Raw genomic sequence first — 18039 nt, 5'->3', positions numbered from 1 at the left:
AGAACCACGGGCGGACACGACAGCGGCTCCTTCCACCATGCTGGTAGGGAACTCCGTCACACGCGGTTATCGGCGTCCACGACGCCCCATCCCCCCTGGCGGGCCGTCCCGGTGGTCGGACCGACCGGACCCGCTGCCCGCGTCGACGGTGGCGAGCTGGAAGAATCGCCTTCCGTGAAGACGTTCGACGAGTTGTTCGCCGAGCTGCGGGACAAGGCCGCGGCCGGCACCCCGGGTTCGGGCACGGTCGCCGCGCTCGAGAAGGGCGTGCACTTCATCGGCAAGAAGGTCGTCGAGGAGGCGGCCGAGTCGTGGATGGCGGCCGAGCACGAGGGCCCGGAGCGGGCGGCCGAGGAGATCTCCCAGCTGCTCTACCAGACGCAGGTGCTGATGCTGGCCACCGGTCTCGAACTCAAGGACGTGTACCGACATCTGTGAGTGCCCCCACCCGCTGATCAACACCGATCGAAGGAGCACTCCGCCATGCTGCGTGTCGCCATCCCCAACAAGGGCACCCTGGCCGAGCCGGCCGCCCAGATGCTGCGCGAGGCCGGATACCGGCAGCGCCGCGACCCCAAGGACCTCGTCTGCGCCGACGACGCCAACGACGTCGAGTTTTTCTACCTGCGCCCCCGCGACATCGCCACCTACGTCGGCTCCGGCGACCTGGACCTCGGCATCACCGGCCGGGACCTGCTGGTCGACTCCGGCGCCCCGGCCGAGGAGGTGGTCGACCTCGCCTTCGGCGGCGCCACCTTCCGCTTCGCCGCCCGCCCCGGCACCCTCACCTCGGCCAAGGAGCTGGGTGGCCACCGGATCGCCACCGCGTACCCGGGGGCGGTCCGCCGCTACCTGGACGAGCACGGGCTGACCGCCGACGTGATCCGGCTCGACGGCGCGGTGGAGAACGCCGTCCGGCTCGGCGTCGCCGACGTGGTGGCCGACGTGGTCTCCACCGGGGCCACCCTGCGCCAGGCCGGCCTGGAGATCATCGGGGAGCCGCTGCTGGTCTCCTCGGCGGTGCTGGTCCGCCGGGCCGACGCCCCCGAGCACCCGCAGGCCGCGCAGCTGCTGCGCCGGCTGCACGGGGTGCTGGTCGCCCGGCGGTACGTGATGCTCGCCTACGACGTTCCGGCCGGGCTGCTCGACCGGGCCAGCTCGCTGACCCCCGGCATCGAGTCGCCCACCGTCTCCCCGCTGCACCGCGAGGGCTGGGTGGCGGTGCAGGCGATGGTGCAGCGCGACGACGTGCACCGGATCATGGACGCGCTCTACGAGCTGGGCGCCCGGGCGATCCTGGTCACCAACATCCACGCCTGCCGACTGTGAGGCCGCCGCCCCCGGCCGCCGCGCTGGCGCTGGTAGTTCTCGGCGGCGCCGCCTCCGCGGCCCAGGGCGCGGTCAACGCGGAGCTGGGGGAGCGGGTCGGCGAGCCCGTCCTCGGGGCGCTCGTCAACAACCTCGGCGGCTGCCTGCTGGTGCTCGGCCTGCTGGCGCTGCCGTCCACCCGGGCCGGGCTCGGCGCGCTGCGCCGGGCCCGGCTGCCCTGGTGGGCGTACCTCGGCGGGCTGGGCGGGGCGGGCATCGTGACCGTCGCCACGTACGTCGTGCCGGTGCTCGGGGTGGCGGTCTTCACCATCGCCCAGGTGGCGGGCGGCAGCCTCGGCGGGCTCGGGGTGGACCGGGCGGGGCTCGCCCCGGTCGGGCGGCTGCGGCTGACCGTACCCCGGGTCGTCGGCGCGCTGCTCGGCGTCGCGGCCGTGGCCCTGGCCCAGCTCGGCCAGCCGGTCGGCGGTCTCGCCGTCGGGCTGGTCCTGCTCGCCGTCGCCGGCGGGCTGGCCGTCGCGCTGCAGTCCGCGCTCAACGGCCGGGTGGCCGCCGCCGGCGGCACCACCGCCGGCATCGCCGTCAACTTCGCCGTCGGCACCCCGGCCATCGTGCTGGTGACCGCGCTCGCCGGGCTGTTCACCGGGCCCGCGCCGCGCTGGCCGGGCGACTGGTACCTGTACGCGGGCGGCCTGCTCGGGGTCGGGATCGTCCTCGCCCTGATGGTCGGGGTGCGCGCGGTGGGGGTGCTGCGCACGGGGCTCGCCCTGGTCGCCGGCCAGCTCGGCGGCGCCCTGCTGCTGGACGTCGCGCTGCCGGGCGGGGCCGGGCCGCGGCTGCCCGTGCTGGCCGGCGCCGCGCTCACCCTGGCCGCCGTGCTGGTCGCCGGCCGCGGCACCCGTCCGCCGGCCCCGCCGGACAGACCGCCCGCGTCGCCCGCGCCGCCCGCGTCGCCCGCGTCGCCCGCGCCGTCCGCGCCGCCCGCGCCGCCCCCGGCCAGTTCGGTGACGCCTGACCGGGGTTGATCGCCTGGCTGGGGTGATCGACACGATGTCGCCGACATGGGGCGATCCCCTGCAGGCGGATGCCCCCGTGTCGGCGACATGGTGTTGATCTTGCCGCCGCCGGCGCGGCGTTGAGCTTGCCGCCGCCGGCGCGGCGTTGAGCTTGTCCCCGCCGGCACGGCGTTGATCTTGTCCCCGGCGGCACCGTTGATATCGCTCCTCGGGCGAGCGCGTGTGGCGGCCGGTGGGGCGCCGGAGCCGGATGGCAGACTGGAGGGGTGAGCGACACGCAACTGGTCACCCTGCGCCCGCGCCGGATCCGGGTGGTCTGCTGGGCATCGGCCGCCGCCCTGCTCGTCGTGTTCAGCCTGGTGGCCACCTCGCTGACCGGTCCGACCGGCGACGGCTACGGCACGTTCCAGCGCGGCGACCAGCTCGCCATGGTCGGCCTGGGCGTCTTCGGCGCGCTGGGCTTCCTGCTGTTCACCCGGCCCCGCGTCGAGGCCGACGCCCGGGGGGTGCGGGTGCGCAACGTGATCGGCTCGTACGAGCTGCCCTGGGAGGTCGTTCGGGGGGTGCGCTTCGACCGGGGCGCGCCCTGGGCCAGCCTGGAGCTGCACGACGACGACCTGCTGCCGATGGTGGCGCTCCAGGCCGCCGACAAGGAGCTGGCGGTCGAGGGCGTCCGGGCGCTGCGCCGGCTGCACCAGGCGCACCTCGCGAGGCTCGCCGACCAGCCCACCCGTGGCTGACGCCTTCCGGCCTCGCCGCACCGCCCTCCCGTGACCGCAGGTGCACGGAAACCGTGCCTGTGCCGTGCCGGATGGCCACTCTTTCCGTGAACGAGTGGCCGGTTGGAGGCGACATGTGTGCGGCGGGGCGAGTTGGGGGCGGAGCCGGCGAGGGTGTAGTGTTGCTGAGTCGACCAGACCGCCCCCGCCACGTGCGTGCGGGCGGTCCCGAAGCGGAGCGCCCGCTCCCACCCGAGTCGCCCCAGTCGGCGGCCGGGTCCGGTCACCGGTTCCGGGCACGCCCCGGCTCCGGATGCGCGATCATGTGATCGTGCCGACCGGTCGAGCGGGCCCTGGCATGCGCCAGGGCTTTCTGCTTTCCAGTTCGGTTCCCACCACGGGAGCCGAGGGGTCGGCACCGTGACAGAGCACGGGAGCCGCGGAGTCGGCCACCGTGACAGAACTCGACTCGAGGAGGCCCCATCAGCGTCGAACCACGCGTGAACGAGCAGATCCGGGCACGTGAGGTCCGACTGGTCGGCCCTGAGGGTGAGCAGGTGGGCATCGTCCCGCTGGAGCGCGCCCTTCAGCTGGCCGCGGACGTCGACCTGGACCTGGTCGAGGTTGCGCCGATGGCGCGCCCGCCGGTGTGCAAGCTCATGGACTTCGGCAAGTTCAAGTACGAGAGCGCACTGAAGGCGCGCGAAGCGCGGCGTAACCAGCAGCAGACCGTCATCAAGGAGATGAAGCTCCGGCCAAAGATCGACCCGCACGACTACGAGACCAAGAAGGGTCACGTGGTGCGGTTCCTCAAGGCCGGCGACAAGGTCAAGGTGACGATCATGTTCCGCGGTCGGGAGCAGAGTCGCCCGGAGCTGGGGTACCGGCTCCTGCGCCGGCTCGAGTCCGAGATCTCGGAGCTGGGGTACGTCGAGGCCGCTCCGAAGCAGGACGGTCGAAACATGATCATGGTGCTCGCGCCGCACCGCGCCACGAAGGCCGCCGCCACGGCTGCCCGCGGTGGCGCGCCGCGCGAGCGGGAGGCCGGCGCCGCGGAGGCGCCGACGGCCGAAGCGGCCGAACCCGCCGGGACCACCGGCGAGTAACAGGGGAGAAGACGTACCAATGCCGAAGATGAAGAGCCACACGGGCATGGGCAAGCGGGTCAAGGTGACCGGCAAGGGCAAGATTGTTGCCCAGCAGGCCGGCCTCCGGCACAACCTGGAGAAGAAGGCCTCCACCCGGACCCGCCGGCTGACCGGCACGGTCGAGCTGGTCAAGGCCGACGTCAAGCGCATCAAGAAGCTGCTCGGCCGCTGACGCGCGCCACCTGAACCGAAAAAGGAGTTGAGATGGCACGCGTCAAGCGGGCTGTGAACGCCCAGAAGAAGCGCCGTACCCTGTTGGAGACCGCGAGTGGCTACCGCGGTCAGCGCTCCCGGCTCTACCGCAAGGCCAAGGAGCAGGTGCTGCACTCGATGCAGTACGCCTACCGGGACCGCCGCGACCGCAAGGGCGACTTCCGGCAGCTGTGGATCACCCGGATCAACGCGGGCGCCCGCGCCAACGGGATGACCTACAACCGGCTGATCCAGGGCCTGAAGCTGGCCGGCGTCGAGGTCGACCGCAAGATCCTGGCCGACCTGGCCGTCAACGACGCCACGGCGTTCGCCGCCATCGTCGAGGTCGCCCGCGCCGCCGTGGCGGCTGAGGGCACCGGTGGCGCGGCGGCTCAGGCCGCCTGATCCGCCGTACCTGAGCCGAGGCGTCCCCCGTGTCCGCAGCGACGCGCGGGGGACGCCTCGGCCGTCTTCCGGGACCGGACACCATGCTCTTCACCCCGCGTACCCCCAGGGTCGCCGCCGCCCGCCGGCTGCACCGCCGCCGCGACCGCGACGAGACCGGCCGGTTCCTCGCCGAGGGCCCGCAGGCCGTCCGGGAGGCCCTGGCCCGCCCGGGCACCGTTGTCGAACTGTTCGGCACCCCCGCCGCCCTCGACCGGTACGCCGACCTGGCCGCCCGCGCGGTCGGCGCCGACGTGCCGGTCTCGCCGGTCACCGACGACGCCCTCGCGGCGCTCGCCGAGACGGTGGCCCCGCAGGGCCTCGTCGCCGTGTGCCGGCACCTGGACGTGCCGCTGGAGCGGGCCCTCGCCGGCGGTCCCCGGCTGGTGGCGGTGCTCGCCGAGATCCGCGACCCGGGCAACGCCGGCACCGTCCTGCGCACCGCCGACGCCGCCGGGGCCCAGGCGGTGGTCTTCGCCGGCGACGCGGTCGACCCGTACAACGGCAAGTGTGTGCGGGCCTCGGCCGGTAGCCTCTTCCACCTCGACGTGGCCCGGGCCGCCGACCCGGGCGCGGTGGTCGCGGCCCTGCGGGCCGCCGGCCTCACCGTGCTGGCCACCACCGGGTACGGCGACAGCGACCTCGACGACCTCGCCGACGCCGGTGCGCTGGCCATCCCGACGGCCTGGCTGTTCGGCTCGGAGGCGCACGGCCTGCCGGCGGAGCTGACCGCCGCCGCCGACGCCCGGGTCCGGGTGCCGCTGCACGGGCGCGCAGAGAGCCTCAACCTGGCTGCGGCGGCGGCCGTCTGCCTGTACGCTTCAGCGAGAGCACTGCGCTGACGCCCCCAGCGGTTCGGGCGTGCGCGGTCGTCACAGCAGGGGAGTGTCGTCCACATGGTGAACGCGCCACGGCGTTCGTTTAGCCAGCCCGCCGGTGTCGGCGGGCGGCAGGCCTGACCCTTCCTCCTGCACGATCTCCCACCGGCGGGCTGCGGCACAGCCGCGCGTCCGTAGACTCGCTTCGCCGCCCGTGACGGGCCGGCGCCGCCGTGAGGGAGTGCCCGTACGCCATGACCTACCGCAACGATCCGTACGACCCGAAGCAGGTCGCCCTGCTCGACCCGGACGCCCTGGCCGAGGCCGTCGCCGACGCCGAGCGCGCGTTCGCCGCCGCCGCCGACCCGGACGCGCTGACCGCGCTGCGCCCCGCGCACCTCGGCGACCGGTCGCCGGTCTCGCTGGCCCGCCGGGAGATCGGTGCGCTGCCGCCCGCCGCGAAGGCCGACGCCGGCAAGCGGGTCAACGAGGCCCGCCGGGCGATCGAGGCCGGCTACGCCGCCCGCGCCGAGGTCCTCGAACGCGAGCAGGCCGCCCGGGTGCTGGTCGAGGAGCGGGTGGACGTCACCCTGCCGTACGACCGCCGGCCGCGCGGCGCCCGGCACCCGCTGAGCGTGCTGATGGAGCAGATCAGCGACCTGTTCGTGGGGATGGGATACGAGGTGGCCGAGGGGCCCGAGGCCGAGCTGGAGTGGACCAACTTCGACGCCCTCAACATCCCCGCCGACCACCCGGCCCGCGGCCTGATGGACACGTTCCACATCGCCGCGCCCGCCGGTGCCGAGAGCTCCGGCCTGGTGCTGCGCACCCACACCTCCCCGGTGCAGGCGCGCACCATGCTGACCCGCAAGCCGCCGATCTACGTGGTCGTGCCCGGCCGCGTCTACCGCACCGACGAGCTGGACGCCACCCACGCGCCGGTCTTCCACCAGGTGGAGGGCCTGGTGGTCGACAAGGGCATCACCATGGCCCACCTGCGTGGCACCCTGGACCACTTCGCCCGGGCCATGTTCGGCGAGAACGCCAGGACCCGCTGGCGGCCGCACTACTTCCCGTTCACGGAGCCGTCGGCGGAGTTCGACGTGTGGTTCCCGGAGCACCGGGACGGGCCGCAGTGGGTCGAGTGGGGCGGCTGCGGCATGGTCAACCCCCGGGTGCTGCGCGCCTGCGGGATCGACCCGGAGGTCTACTCCGGTTTCGCGTTCGGCATGGGCATCGACCGGACGGTGATGGTCCGGCACGGGGTCAGCGACATGCGGGACATGGCCGAGGGGGATCTGCGGTTCACCTGCGCGTTCGGGACCGGGTCCTAGACGCCCGCCACAAGCTACGGAGACGGTGGTCACATAGTCATGCGAGTTTCTGTCAGTTGGCTGCGGGAGTACGTCGACCTCCCCGTCGACCTGCCCGCCGCGGACCTGGAGCAGGCGCTGATCGACCTCGGCATCGAGGTCGAGTCCGTCGTGGACCTGCGCGCGACGGTCACCGGCCCGTTGGTCGTCGGTGAGGTCCTGGAGATCGAGGAGCTGACCGGCTTCAAGAAGCCGATCCGGTTCTGCCGGGTCGACGTGGGCGCCGCGAACGGCACCGGCGAGCCGCAGGAGATCGTCTGCGGGGCGCGCAACTTCGCCCCCGGCGACCGGGTGGTGGTGATCCTCCCTGGTGGGGTGCTGCCCGGCAACTTCGCCATCGGCGCGCGCAGGACGTACGGGCGCAACTCCAACGGCATGATCTGTTCGGCGAAGGAGTTGGGGCTGGGCGACGACCACTCGGGCATCATCGTGCTGCCCGAGGACACCCCGGCCAAGCCCGGCGACGACGCGCGGCCGGTGGTCGGCCTCGACGACGTGGTCGTCGAGCTGGAGATCACCCCCGACCGGGGGTACGCGCTCAGCGTCCGGGGCATCGCCCGCGAGCTGGCCCACGCCCTCGGCGTGCCGTTCCGCGACCCGGGTCTGGTGCCCGTCCCGGGCGGGACGGCGGAGCCGGCGTACCCGGTCGAGGTGCGCGACACCGTCGGCTGCGACCGGTTCACCGCCCGGATGGTGCGCGGCATCGACCCGACCGCGGCCACCCCCGGCTGGATGCAGCAGCGGCTCACCGTGGCCGGCATCCGCAGCATCTCGCTGGCGGTCGACATCACCAACTACGTCATGCTCGAGCTGGGCCAGCCGATGCACGCCTTCGACGCCGACCGGATCAGCGGGCCGCTGGTGGTGCGCCGGGCCGACCCGGGGGAGAAGGTGACCACCCTGGACGGGGTGGCCCGCACCCTCACCGCGGAGGACATGGTCATCTGCGACGACACCGGCCCCGTCTCCCTCGCCGCAGTGATGGGTGGCGAGACCAGCGAGGTCGTCGCCTCGACCACCAACGTGCTGTTCGAGGCCGCCCACTGGGACCCGGTGATGGTCGGGCGCACCGCCCGCCGGCACCGGCTGTTCAGTGAGGCGGCGAAGCGCTGGGAGCGCGGCGTCGACCCGGCCATGTCGCTGGTCGCCATCGAGCGGGCCGTGCGGCTGCTCACGGAGCACGCCGGCGGCACGATCGGGGACGAGGTCCTCGACATCGACCACGTCCGGCCGCGTACCCCGGTCAGCATCCCGGCTGACCTGCCGACCCGGCGGGTGGGCGTGCCGTACTCGCCGGAGCGGGTGGTGTCGCTGCTGGAGCAGGTCGGCTGCACCGTCACCCGGGGCGTCGACCGGATGGGCGAGGACCCGGGCTCGGCCGGGGTCGCCGCCGGCGGCGCGGAGGTGCTCACCGTCGTGCCGCCGACCTGGCGCCCGGACCTCACCGACCCGGCAGACCTGGTCGAGGAGGTGGTCCGCCTCGACGGGTACGACCGGGTGCCGTCGGTGCTGCCGACCGCGCCCCGGGGCGGGGGCTGACCTGGCAGCAGCGGCGCCGCCGGGCCGTGGCCCGGTCGCTCGCCGAGCGCGGGTACGTCGAGGTGCTGGCCCACCCGTTCGTGTCCCCCGAACTGGCCGACCTGCTCGGCCTGCCGGCCGACGACCCGCGCCGCGCCGCGGTGCGGGTGGCCAACCCGCTGTCGGAGGAGGAGCCGCTGCTGCGCACCACGCTGCTCGGCCCGCTGCTCGGCATCCTCAGGCGCAACCTCGGCCGGGGCCTGCGCGACGTGTCCCTGTACGAGATCGGCGTGGTCTTCCACCCGCGTCCCGGTGCGGGCGCCCCGCCCGCCATGGGCGTGGACCGGCGGCCCACCGACGCCGAGTTCGCCGCCGCCGACGCGGTCGTGCCGCACCAGCCCCGGCACGTCGCCGTGGTGCTGGCCGGGGACGCCGAGCCCGCGGGCTGGTGGGGCGCCGGCCGGCCGGCCGGCTGGGCGGACGCGATCGAGGCCGGGCGGACGGTGCTCGCGGCCGCCGGCATCCCGGCCGACCGGGTCGAGGTGCGGGCCGCCGATTACGCCCCCTGGCACCCCGGCCGCTGCGCGGAACTGCTGGTCGACGGGGCCGTGGTCGGCCACGCCGGCGAGCTGCACCCGGCCGTGGTGGCCGCGCTCGAGCTGCCCCGGCGCACCAGCGCCATGGAGTTGGACCTGGACGCGCTGCCGGCCGCCGCGGTCGTTCCGGCGCCGACGGTCTCCACGTTCCCGCCGGCGCTGATCGACGTGGCCCTGGTGGTGGACGAGTCGGTGCCGGCGGCGGACGTCCAGCGGGCCCTGGCCGAGGGCGCCGGGGACCTGCTGGAGGCGGTGCGCCTGTTCGACGTGTACGCCTCGGAGCAGCTCGGCGCCGGGCGCAAGTCCCTGGCGTACAAGCTGACCTTCCGCGCCCCGGAGCGGACGCTGACGGTCGAGGAGGCGGTGGCCGCCCGTGACGCGGCGGTCGCCGTCGCGGCGGAGCGCTTCGGCGCCACCCTGCGGGGCGCCTGAGGTGGGCGGAGGGGCCCCTTGTTGTCGCGTTCGGCGCAAGGGGCCCCGGTCGACCGGTCCCCGGCTCCACCGGCGCCCGGTGCGGGTGCCGACGCCGACCGCCCGCGCGGGCCGCGCCCGTCGAATCTCCCGGCTCCGCCGTTCCTGCCTGCGAGCGGGTGGGATACTGCCCTAAACGGGCATAAGTAGGGCAAACTCACGTGGTGACGCGGGGTAAGGCGGCTGAGCTGCCAGGAAGCCGCCAGCCTCCCAACCGGGCCGGCTTCGTCGAACTGCTCTTCGACGTGGTGCTCGTCTTCGCCCTCACCCGCCTCTCCGACCGGCTGGTCGAGCAGCTCAACTGGCGGGGCTTCTACTCGGCGCTGGTGCTGACCCTGGCCCTCTGGTGGCTCTGGTACCGCATGGCCTGGACGGCCAACCGGTACGACCCCACCCGCCCCATGATCCAGTTCATGGTCATCGTGACCATGTTCGGTGCCCTGCTGGCGGCCGCCGCGGTGCCGCGCGCCTTCGAGCAGGGTGGGGCGTCTTCGCGGGGGTCGTCGTCGCCGTCGGAGTGCTCCGGCATCTCTGGCTCGTGCTGTTCGGCGGGAACTCGTACCCGCGCCAGGTCAGTGTCCGAATCGTCTTCTGGTCCTGCCTGTCGGCCGTCCCGTGGCTCGCCGGGATCTTCGGCGGCGGAGAGATCCGACTGGCCCTGTGGACCCTGGCGGTCCTGATCGACTACGCCGGCGGGCTGCTCGACTTCCCGACACCCCGGCTCGGCCGGGCGGGACTGCGCGGGCAGCCGATCGCGGAGGAGCACCTGACGGAGCGCTACCGGCAGGTGCTCATCATCGCGTTCGGGGAGAGCATCCTGACCTCGGGCGTGCAGCTCAGCCCCTACGGCTTCGAGCGTGAGCGGATGGGCGCGCTGGTGGTGGCGTTCGTGATCACCGTGCTGTTCTGGCAGATCTACTACTACCGGGCGGGGGAGATCCTCCCCGCCGCCATCGCGTCGTCCCGGGTGCCCGCCTACGTCGGTGACATCGCGTCGTACGCGCATCTGGTCATGGTCATCGGTGTCGCGGTCAGCGCGGTCGGGGACAAGCTGATCATCTCGCAGCCGTTCGGTGTGACGGAGCCGTCCCGGGCCCTCGTCATCTTGGGCGGGCCGGCGTTGTTCCTGCTCGGCCGGTCGATGCTCGACTACGCCGCGTTCAGCCGGGTCTCCTGGTCCCGGCCGATCGGGCTGGTGGTGCTCGCGGCCCTGACCCCGGTGGCCCACCTGCTGCCGCCCCTGCTGGTGGCCGTGGTCGCGGCCCTGGTGCTGGCCGGCGTCGCGATCTCGAACGCCATCAGCTGGCGGCTGTACCCGAGGGCGATCGCGCCGCCGCCCGGCGTGCCGCCCGAGCGCTGAGCGCCAGGGCTCCGCTCCCCGGGATCGATCGAGGATCCGCCATCGAACTTCATGCAGCGGGCTGCATGAAGTTGCAACCAAAGGCCTGGCCCTGCTAGCCTCGTCTGCATAGTCATGCGGAGGTAAGTATGGGTATCCGAGTTGCGGTCGCCGGGGCCAGCGGCTATGCCGGGGGTGAGCTGCTGCGCCTGATCGCCGGGCACCCCGAGTTCGACCTCGTCGCCGCCACCGCGCACAGCCAGGCCGGCCAGCCCGTCGCCGCCGTGCACCCGCAGCTCGCGGGGCTGGACGTGGCCCTCAGCGCGACCGACCCCGCGGCCCTGGCCGACGCGGACCTGGTCTTCCTGGCCCTGCCGCACGGCCAGTCGGCCGCCCTGGCCGCCGCCCTTCCGGAGCCGGTGAGGGTGGTCGACCTCGGCGCCGACCACCGGCTGCGCGACGCGGTCGCCTGGGCGCGGTACTACGGCGGCGCCCACGCGGGCGCCTGGACGTACGGGCTGCCCGAGCTGCCCGGCCAGCGCACGGCGATCGCGGCCGCGACCCGGGTGGCCAACACCGGCTGCTACGCCGCCGCCGTCACGCTCGCCCTCGCGCCGCTCGTGGCGGCCGGCGCGGTCGCGCCCGCCGACGTGGTCGCGGTCGCCGCCTCCGGCACCTCCGGCGCGGGCCGGGCCGCCAAGGCCCACCTGCTCGGCAGCGAGGTGATGGGGGACCTGTCGCCGTACAAGGTCGGCGCCCACCAGCACGTGCCGGAGATCAAGCAGGCCACGGGCGCGGCGAGCCTGTCGCTCACGCCGGTCCTGGCGCCGATGCCGCGCGGCATCCTCGCCACGGTCACCGCCGTGCCGACCGGCGCCGCCGACCCTCGCGCGGTGCTCGCCGAGGCGTACGCGGACGCGCCGTTCGTGCACGTACTGCCGGAGGGGACGTGGCCTCACACGGCCGCCACCCTCGGCTCGAACTCCTGCCACCTGCAGGCGACCGTCGACGTCGACTCCGGGCGGGTGGTCGTGGTCAGCGCCATCGACAACCTCGGCAAGGGCGCCGCCGGCCAGGCCGTGCAGAACGCCAACCTCATGCTCGGCCTCCCCGAGACCACGGGCCTGCCCATTTTCGGAGTTGCACCATGACCGTCACCACCCCCCGGGGCTTCCGCGCGGCCGGCGTCGCCGCCGGGCTCAAGGCCAGCGGCGCCGGCGACGTCGCCCTCGTCGTCAACGACGGCCCGGACGCCGGGGTCGCCGGCGTCTTCACCGCCAACCGGATCAAGGCCGCGCCGGTGCTGTGGACCCAGCAGGTGGTCCGCGGTGGCGTGGTACGGGCGGTGATCCTCAACTCCGGCGGCGCGAACGCCTGCACGGGACCGGCCGGCTTCCAGGACACCCACGCCACCGCCGAGCACACCGCCACCGCGCTGACCTCGCTCAGCCCCCGGCTGATGGTGGGCGCGGGCGAGGTGGCCGTCTGCTCCACCGGGCTGATCGGCGAGCGGCTGCCGATGCCGAAGCTGCTCTCCGGCGTACGGGCGGCGGCGCGCGGTTTGTCCCGCGACGGCGGCGCCGCCGCGGCCGAGGCGATCATGACCACCGACACCCGGCCGAAGAGCACCGTGGTGGCGGGCGGCGGCTGGACGGTCGGCGGCATGGCCAAGGGCGCCGGAATGCTCGCCCCCGCCCTGGCGACGATGCTCTGCGTGCTGACCACCGACGCGGTGGCCGGGCCGGACGCGCTCGACGCCGCGCTGCGTGCCGCCTGCCGGCTCACCTTCGACCGGGTCGACTCGGACGGCTGCATGTCCACCAACGACACGGTGCTGCTGCTCTCCAGCGGGGCGTCCGGCATCGAGCCCACCCAGGCGGAGCTGACCCACGCGGTCACCGCCGCCTGCCACGACCTGGCCCAGCAGCTCGTCGCGGACGCCGAGGGCGCCACCAAGCAGATCGCCGTCGAGGTCGTCGGCGCCGCCGACGAGGACGACGCCGTCGAGGTGGGCCGGTCGGTCGCCCGCAACAACCTGGTCAAGACCGCGTTGTTCGGCAACGACCCCAACTGGGGCCGCATCCTCGCCGCCGTCGGGACCACCGCCGCCGCGTTCGAGTCGGACGGCGTGGACGTGGCGGTCAACGGGGTCTGGGTGTGCCGCTCGGGCGCCGCCGCCGAGAACCGCTCCAAGGTCGCCCTCGCCGGCCGGGACGTCACCATCCGGATCGACCTGCACGCGGGGGAGGCGGCGGCGACCATCTGGACCAACGACCTGTCGCACGCGTACGTGCACGAGAACTCGGCGTACTCCTCATGAGTCTCAGCGTGGATCTCACCCGGGCCCAGGCCAAGGCCGAGGCGCTGATCGAGGCGCTGCCCTGGCTGGCCCGCTTCTCCGGCGCCACCGTCGTGGTCAAGTACGGCGGCAACGCCATGGTCGACCCCGAGCTCCAGCGGGCCTTCGCCGCCGACATGGTCTTCCTGCGCTACGCCGGCCTCCGGCCGGTCGTGGTGCACGGCGGCGGGCCGCAGATCTCGGCGATGCTCGGCCGGCTCGGCATCGACAGCGAGTTCCGGGGCGGCCTGCGGGTCACCACCCCGGAGGCGATGGACGTCGTCCGGATGGTGCTGGTCGGGCAGGTCGGCCGGGAACTGGTGGGCCTGATCAACGCGCACGGCCCGTTCGCCGTGGGCCTCTCCGGCGAGGACGGCGGCCTGTTCACCGCCGTCCGCCGTCCCGCGTACGTCGACGGGCAGCCGGTCGACGTCGGGCTGGTCGGCGACGTCGAGTCGGTGGACGTCTCCGCCGTGGCGGACCTGATCGCCGCCGGCCGCATCCCGGTGATCTCCACGGTCGCGCCGGACGTCGACGGGGTGCTGCACAACCTGAACGCCGACACGGCCGCCGCCGCGCTCGCGGTCGCGCTGGACGCCCGCAAGCTCGTCGTCCTCACCGACGTGCCCGGCCTGTACGCGAACTGGCCCGACACGTCCAGCCTGATCAGCGAGATCACCACCGACGAGCTGGCGGGGCTGCTGCCGTCCCTGGAATCGGGGATGGTCCCCAAGATGGAGGCCTGCCTGCGGGCGGTGCGCGGGGGAGTGCCCGCCGCGCACGTCGTCGACGGCCGGGTCGCCCACTCCACGCTGCTCGAGGTCTTCACCTCGGAAGGATTCGGAACGATGGTCGTGAGCCCCGCAGCCGCCAACGAAGAGGAAACGGTCAAGCAATGAGCACGCTCGTCGAACGCTGGCGCGCGTCCCTGATGGACAACTACGGCACGCCGCCGCTCGCGCTCGTCTCCGGCGCCGGCGCCGTCGTGGTCGACGAGGCCGGTCGGGAGTACGTCGATCTGCTCGGCGGCATCGCGGTCAACGCCCTCGGCCACGCCCACCCGGCCGTGGTGGCCGCCGTGTCCCGGCAGGTCGCCACGCTCGGCCACGTGTCCAACCTGTTCGTGGCCGAGCCGCCGGTCGCCCTCGCCGAGCTGCTGCTGGCCCTCGCCGGCCGGCCGGGGCGGGTCTTCTTCGCCAACTCCGGCGCCGAGGCCAACGAGGCGGCGTTCAAGCTGTCCCGGCGCACCGGCCGCACCCACGTCGTCGCCACCCACGGCGGGTTCCACGGCCGCACCATGGGCGCCCTCGCGCTGACCGGCCAGCCCGCCAAGGCCGACCCGTTCCGCCCGCTGCCCGGCGACGTGACGCACGTCCCGTACGGCGACGCCGCCGCCCTCGACGCGGCGGTCACCGACGCGACGGCCATGGTGATCCTGGAGCCCATCCAGGGCGAGAACGGCGTGGTCGTGCCCCCGGCCGGCTACCTCGCCGAGGCCCGCCGGATCACCGCCCGGCGCGGCGCCCTGCTGGTGCTCGACGAGGTGCAGACCGGCATCGGCCGCACGGGGCACTGGTTCTACCACCAGGCCGAGGGCGTCGAGCCCGACGTGGTCACCCTCGCCAAGGGCCTCGGCGGCGGGCTGCCGATCGGCGCCTGCCTGGCCTTCGGGGGCGCCGCCGAGCTGCTCGACCCCGGCTCCCACGGCAGCACCTTCGGTGGCAACCCGATCAGCTGCGCCGCCGCCCTCGCGGTGGTGTCGACCATCGCCGGCGAGGGGCTGCTCGACCACGTCAAGCGGGTCGGCGAGCGGCTCCGCCGGGGGATCGACGCGCTCGGCCATCCCCTGGTCGGCCAGGTGCGCGGCGCCGGCCTGCTGCTCGGGATCGTGCTCACCGCCGACGTGGCCGGCCCGGTGGCCGCCGCGCTGCGCGACGCCGGGTTCCTGGTCAACCCGGTGCAGCCCGGGGTGGTCCGGCTCGCCCCGCCGCTCATCCTCACCGCCGAGCAGGCCGACGCGTTCCTGTCCGCCCTTCCCGCCGCCCTCGACGCCGCGACGCCGGAAGCCGATCCGGCCGCGCCTTCCCAGGAGACCCGCACATGACCCGCCACCTGCTGCGCGACGACGACCTCACACCCGCCGAGCAGGCGGCCGTGCTCGACCTCGCCGCCCGGATGAAGGCCGAGCGGTTCGCCCACCGGCCCCTCGCGGGGCCGAGGTCGGTGGCGGTGCTGTTCGACAAGCAGAGCCTGCGCACCAGGATCTCCTTCGACGTCGGCATCGCCGAGCTGGGCGGGCACCCGCTCGTCGTGGACACCCAGGTCACCCACTTCGGCCGGGGCGAGACCCTGGCCGACGCCGGCCGGGTGCTCTCCCGCTACGTCGCCGCGATCGTGCTGCGCACCCACGGCGACGACCGGATCGCCGAGGTCGCCGCGCACGCCACCGTGCCGGTGATCAACGCGCTCACCGACGGGTTCCACCCGTGCCAGCTCCTGGCCGACCTGCTCACCGTCCGGGAGCGGTGCGGCGGCACCCGCGGCCGCACCCTCGCGTACGTGGGGGACGCGGCGAACAACCTGTCCCACTCGTACCTGCTGGCCGGGGCGGCCGCCGGGATGCACGTCCGGGTCGCCGGGCCGGCCGGGTTCGACCCCGACCCGAGCGTGGTGGCCCGGGCGGAGGAGATCGCCGCCGGCACCGGCGGGTCCGTACGCGTGCTGCGCGACCCGGTGCAGGCCGTCCGGGACGCCGACGTGGTGGCCACCGACACCTGGACCTCGATGGGTCAGGAGGAGGACGGGCTGGACCGGATCACCCCGTTCCTGCCGTACCAGGTCAACAAGGCGCTGCTCGGGAACGCCGCGCCGGACGCGATCGTGCTGCACTGCCTGCCGGCGCACCGCGGCGAGGAGATCACCGACGACGTGCTCGACGGCCCGCAGAGCGCCGTGTTCGACCAGGCGGAGAATCGGCTGCACGCCCAGAAGGCGCTGCTGACGTTTCTCCTGAAGGATCGACCATGACCGCCCCGCTCACCCGCGCCGCCCGGCACGCCCGCCTCGTCGAGCTGATCCGCGACCGGGCCGTCCGGTCGCAGACCGAGCTGGCCGAGCTGCTCGCCGCCGAGGGCGTCCAGGTCACCCAGGCCACCCTCTCCCGGGACCTGAAGGAGCTCGGCGCGGTCACCGCCCGCGGCGGCGACGGGCGCGCCGTGTACGTCATCCCGGAGGACGGCCACCGCCCGCTGCGTGAGGCCGAGGCCGCCCCCGCCCGGCTGGTCCGCCTGCTGCGCGAACTGCTCAACGAGGTCGACTCCAGCGGCAACATCGCGGTGCTGCGCACCCCGCCGGGCGCGGCCCACTACCTGGCCAGCGCACTGGACCGGGCGGGCCTGCCCGAGGTCGTCGGGACGATCGCCGGCGACGACACCGTCCTCGTCGTGGCCCGCGAGACCGTCGGCGGAGCGGCGCTGGGCGAGAGGCTCGCCGCGTGGTCGCGCGGGGAGGGCGTCGCGGAGGGGGGCGGTACACCATGACCGAGCGCGTCGTCCTGGCGTACTCCGGGGGGCTGGACACCTCGGTGGCCATCCCTTACCTGGGCGAGCGGACCGGTGCCGAGGTGATCGCGGTCGTGGTCGACGTCGGGCAGGGCGGCGAGGACCTCGGGGTCATCCGGCAGCGCGCGCTCGACTGCGGCGCCGTCGAGGCCGAGGTGGTCGACGCCCGCGACGAGTTCGCCGCCGAGTACTGCCTGCCGGCGATCCGGGCCAACGCCCTCTACATGGACCGCTACCCGCTGGTCTCGGCGCTGTCCCGGCCGTTGATCGTCAAGCACCTGGTGGCCGCCGCCCGCCGGCACGGCGGCACGATCGTGTCGCACGGCTGCACCGGCAAGGGCAACGACCAGGTCCGCTTCGAGGTCGGCCTGGGCGCCCTCGCCCCGGACCTGACGGTCGTCGCCCCCGCGCGGGACTTCGCGTGGACCCGGGACAAGGCGATCGCGTACGCCGAGGAGAGGCGGCTGCCGATCGACGTGTCGGCGAGGTCGCCGTACTCGGTCGACCAGAACCTGTGGGGCCGGGCCGTGGAGACCGGCTTCCTGGAGGACATCTGGAACGCGCCGGTGGAGGACCTGTACGCGTACACCGACGACCCCGCCGAGCCGCGCGACCCGGACGAGCTGGTGCTCACCTTCGACGCCGGCGTCCCGGTCGCGATCGACGGCGAGACCGTCACCCCGTACCAGGCGATCCGGGAGCTGAACCGGCGCGCCGGCGCCCAGGGCGTCGGCCGGCTCGACATGGTCGAGGACCGCCTCGTCGGCATCAAGAGCCGCGAGGTGTACGAGGCCCCCGGCGCGATCGCCCTGATCACCGCCCACCAGGAGCTGGAGGCGGTCACCGTCGAGCGGGACCTGGCCCGGTTCAAGCGCGGCGTGGAGCAGCGCTGGGCCGAGCTGGTCTACGACGGACTGTGGTTCTCCCCGCTGAGGCGGGCCCTGGACGCGTTCCTCGACGACGCCCAGCGGCACGTCTGCGGCGAGGTGCGGCTGACGCTGCACGGCGGCCGGGCCACCGTGACCGGGCGCCGCTCCGAGGCCAGCCTGTACGACTTCGGCATGGCCACCTACGACACCGGAGACACCTTCGACCAGTCCCTCGCCCGGGGCTTCGTGCAGCTGTGGGGCCTGCCCAGCAGGCTCGCCGCCGCGCGGGACGCCCGGTTGGGCGGGTGATCG

The 18039-nt window shown here is 74.3% G+C and carries 16 protein-coding genes and 2 pseudogenes; all 18 read left to right on the top strand.

Going from position 1 to position 18039, the window contains the following annotated elements:
• Positions 1–174: 174 nt before the first annotated feature.
• A complete protein-coding gene (locus tag JD77_RS30820; protein WP_145777283.1) occupies positions 175–438 on the top strand; it encodes a phosphoribosyl-ATP diphosphatase in 264 nt (87 codons plus the stop codon).
• Between the two features lie 45 nt (positions 439–483).
• Positions 484–1329 (top strand): ATP phosphoribosyltransferase, encoded by an 846-nt coding sequence (hisG, locus tag JD77_RS30815; RefSeq protein ID WP_145777282.1) that lies wholly within the window; start codon positions 484–486, stop codon positions 1327–1329.
• Positions 1326–2351 (top strand): DMT family transporter, encoded by a 1026-nt coding sequence (locus tag JD77_RS30810; protein ID WP_145777281.1) that lies wholly within the window; start codon positions 1326–1328, stop codon positions 2349–2351. The genes hisG and JD77_RS30810 overlap by 4 nt, the downstream gene beginning before the upstream one ends.
• A gap of 257 nt (positions 2352–2608) precedes the next feature.
• A complete protein-coding gene (locus tag JD77_RS30805) occupies positions 2609–3082 on the top strand; it encodes a PH domain-containing protein (RefSeq protein WP_211372755.1) in 474 nt (157 codons plus the stop codon).
• A gap of 479 nt (positions 3083–3561) precedes the next feature.
• Positions 3562–4167, top strand: coding sequence for a translation initiation factor IF-3 (gene infC, locus JD77_RS30800; RefSeq protein ID WP_145777280.1), 606 nt, complete (start codon positions 3562–3564; stop codon positions 4165–4167).
• 19 nt (positions 4168–4186) lie between these two features.
• Positions 4187–4381 carry a 50S ribosomal protein L35 gene (rpmI, locus tag JD77_RS30795; RefSeq protein ID WP_132265097.1) on the top strand — a complete coding sequence of 65 codons (195 nt, stop codon included), beginning with the start codon at positions 4187–4189 and terminating at the stop codon, positions 4379–4381.
• Between the two features lie 32 nt (positions 4382–4413).
• Complete coding sequence (gene rplT / locus JD77_RS30790; protein ID WP_145777279.1) at positions 4414–4806, top strand: 50S ribosomal protein L20; 393 nt, start codon at positions 4414–4416, stop codon at positions 4804–4806.
• Positions 4807–4889: 83 nt separating this feature from the next.
• Complete coding sequence (locus JD77_RS30785) at positions 4890–5687, top strand: TrmH family RNA methyltransferase (protein WP_145777278.1); 798 nt, start codon at positions 4890–4892, stop codon at positions 5685–5687.
• Between the two features lie 230 nt (positions 5688–5917).
• Positions 5918–6997 (top strand): phenylalanine--tRNA ligase subunit alpha, encoded by a 1080-nt coding sequence (gene pheS / locus JD77_RS30780; protein WP_145777277.1) that lies wholly within the window; start codon positions 5918–5920, stop codon positions 6995–6997.
• A 39-nt stretch (positions 6998–7036) separates the two neighbouring features.
• A pseudogene (gene pheT / locus JD77_RS30775) lies at positions 7037–9582 on the top strand (phenylalanine--tRNA ligase subunit beta).
• 200 nt (positions 9583–9782) lie between these two features.
• Positions 9783–10981 (top strand): annotated as a pseudogene (locus tag JD77_RS30765) (low temperature requirement protein A).
• 128 nt (positions 10982–11109) lie between these two features.
• Positions 11110–12111 carry an N-acetyl-gamma-glutamyl-phosphate reductase gene (gene argC / locus JD77_RS30760; RefSeq protein ID WP_145777275.1) on the top strand — a complete coding sequence of 334 codons (1002 nt, stop codon included), beginning with the start codon at positions 11110–11112 and terminating at the stop codon, positions 12109–12111.
• A complete protein-coding gene (gene argJ, locus JD77_RS30755) occupies positions 12108–13280 on the top strand; it encodes a bifunctional glutamate N-acetyltransferase/amino-acid acetyltransferase ArgJ (RefSeq protein WP_145777274.1) in 1173 nt (390 codons plus the stop codon). The genes argC and argJ overlap by 4 nt, the downstream gene beginning before the upstream one ends.
• The gene (argB, locus tag JD77_RS30750) at positions 13277–14197 is read left to right on the top strand and encodes an acetylglutamate kinase (RefSeq protein WP_145777273.1); all 921 of its coding nucleotides are present in this window, start codon (positions 13277–13279) and stop codon (positions 14195–14197) included. Before argJ ends, argB begins: the two co-directional genes overlap by 4 nt.
• Positions 14194–15402: an acetylornithine transaminase gene (locus JD77_RS30745; protein ID WP_145777272.1), complete on the top strand. Its 1209-nt coding sequence runs from the start codon at positions 14194–14196 to the stop codon at positions 15400–15402. Before argB ends, JD77_RS30745 begins: the two co-directional genes overlap by 4 nt.
• Positions 15399–16325 carry an ornithine carbamoyltransferase gene (gene argF, locus JD77_RS30740; protein WP_145777271.1) on the top strand — a complete coding sequence of 309 codons (927 nt, stop codon included), beginning with the start codon at positions 15399–15401 and terminating at the stop codon, positions 16323–16325. The genes JD77_RS30745 and argF overlap by 4 nt, the downstream gene beginning before the upstream one ends.
• A complete protein-coding gene (locus tag JD77_RS30735; protein WP_145777270.1) occupies positions 16322–16837 on the top strand; it encodes an arginine repressor in 516 nt (171 codons plus the stop codon). The genes argF and JD77_RS30735 overlap by 4 nt, the downstream gene beginning before the upstream one ends.
• Positions 16834–18036 (top strand): argininosuccinate synthase, encoded by a 1203-nt coding sequence (locus tag JD77_RS30730; protein ID WP_145777269.1) that lies wholly within the window; start codon positions 16834–16836, stop codon positions 18034–18036. Before JD77_RS30735 ends, JD77_RS30730 begins: the two co-directional genes overlap by 4 nt.
• Positions 18037–18039: the final 3 nt, after the last annotated feature.

It is taken from the genome of Micromonospora olivasterospora, assembly GCF_007830265.1.
GTDB classification, from domain to species: Bacteria; Actinomycetota; Actinomycetes; order Mycobacteriales; family Micromonosporaceae; genus Micromonospora; species Micromonospora olivasterospora.
This window is presented reverse-complemented; position numbering and strand designations above follow the sequence as displayed.

Excerpts from the sequence above, each read along its gene's own strand:
- hisG (WP_145777282.1), top strand. The coding sequence starts at position 484 with ATGCTGCGTGTCGCCATCCCCAACAAGGGCACCCTGGCCGAGCCGGCC.
- rpmI (WP_132265097.1), top strand. The coding sequence starts at position 4,187 with ATGCCGAAGATGAAGAGCCACACGGGCATGGGCAAGCGGGTCAAGGTG.
- rplT (WP_145777279.1), top strand. The coding sequence starts at position 4,414 with ATGGCACGCGTCAAGCGGGCTGTGAACGCCCAGAAGAAGCGCCGTACC.
- JD77_RS30785 (WP_145777278.1), top strand. The coding sequence starts at position 4,890 with ATGCTCTTCACCCCGCGTACCCCCAGGGTCGCCGCCGCCCGCCGGCTG.
- pheS (WP_145777277.1), top strand. The coding sequence starts at position 5,918 with ATGACCTACCGCAACGATCCGTACGACCCGAAGCAGGTCGCCCTGCTC.
- argC (WP_145777275.1), top strand. The coding sequence starts at position 11,110 with ATGGGTATCCGAGTTGCGGTCGCCGGGGCCAGCGGCTATGCCGGGGGT.
- argJ (WP_145777274.1), top strand. The coding sequence starts at position 12,108 with ATGACCGTCACCACCCCCCGGGGCTTCCGCGCGGCCGGCGTCGCCGCC.
- argB (WP_145777273.1), top strand. The coding sequence starts at position 13,277 with ATGAGTCTCAGCGTGGATCTCACCCGGGCCCAGGCCAAGGCCGAGGCG.
- JD77_RS30745 (WP_145777272.1), top strand. The coding sequence starts at position 14,194 with ATGAGCACGCTCGTCGAACGCTGGCGCGCGTCCCTGATGGACAACTAC.
- argF (WP_145777271.1), top strand. The coding sequence starts at position 15,399 with ATGACCCGCCACCTGCTGCGCGACGACGACCTCACACCCGCCGAGCAG.
- JD77_RS30735 (WP_145777270.1), top strand. The coding sequence starts at position 16,322 with ATGACCGCCCCGCTCACCCGCGCCGCCCGGCACGCCCGCCTCGTCGAG.
- JD77_RS30730 (WP_145777269.1), top strand. The coding sequence starts at position 16,834 with ATGACCGAGCGCGTCGTCCTGGCGTACTCCGGGGGGCTGGACACCTCG.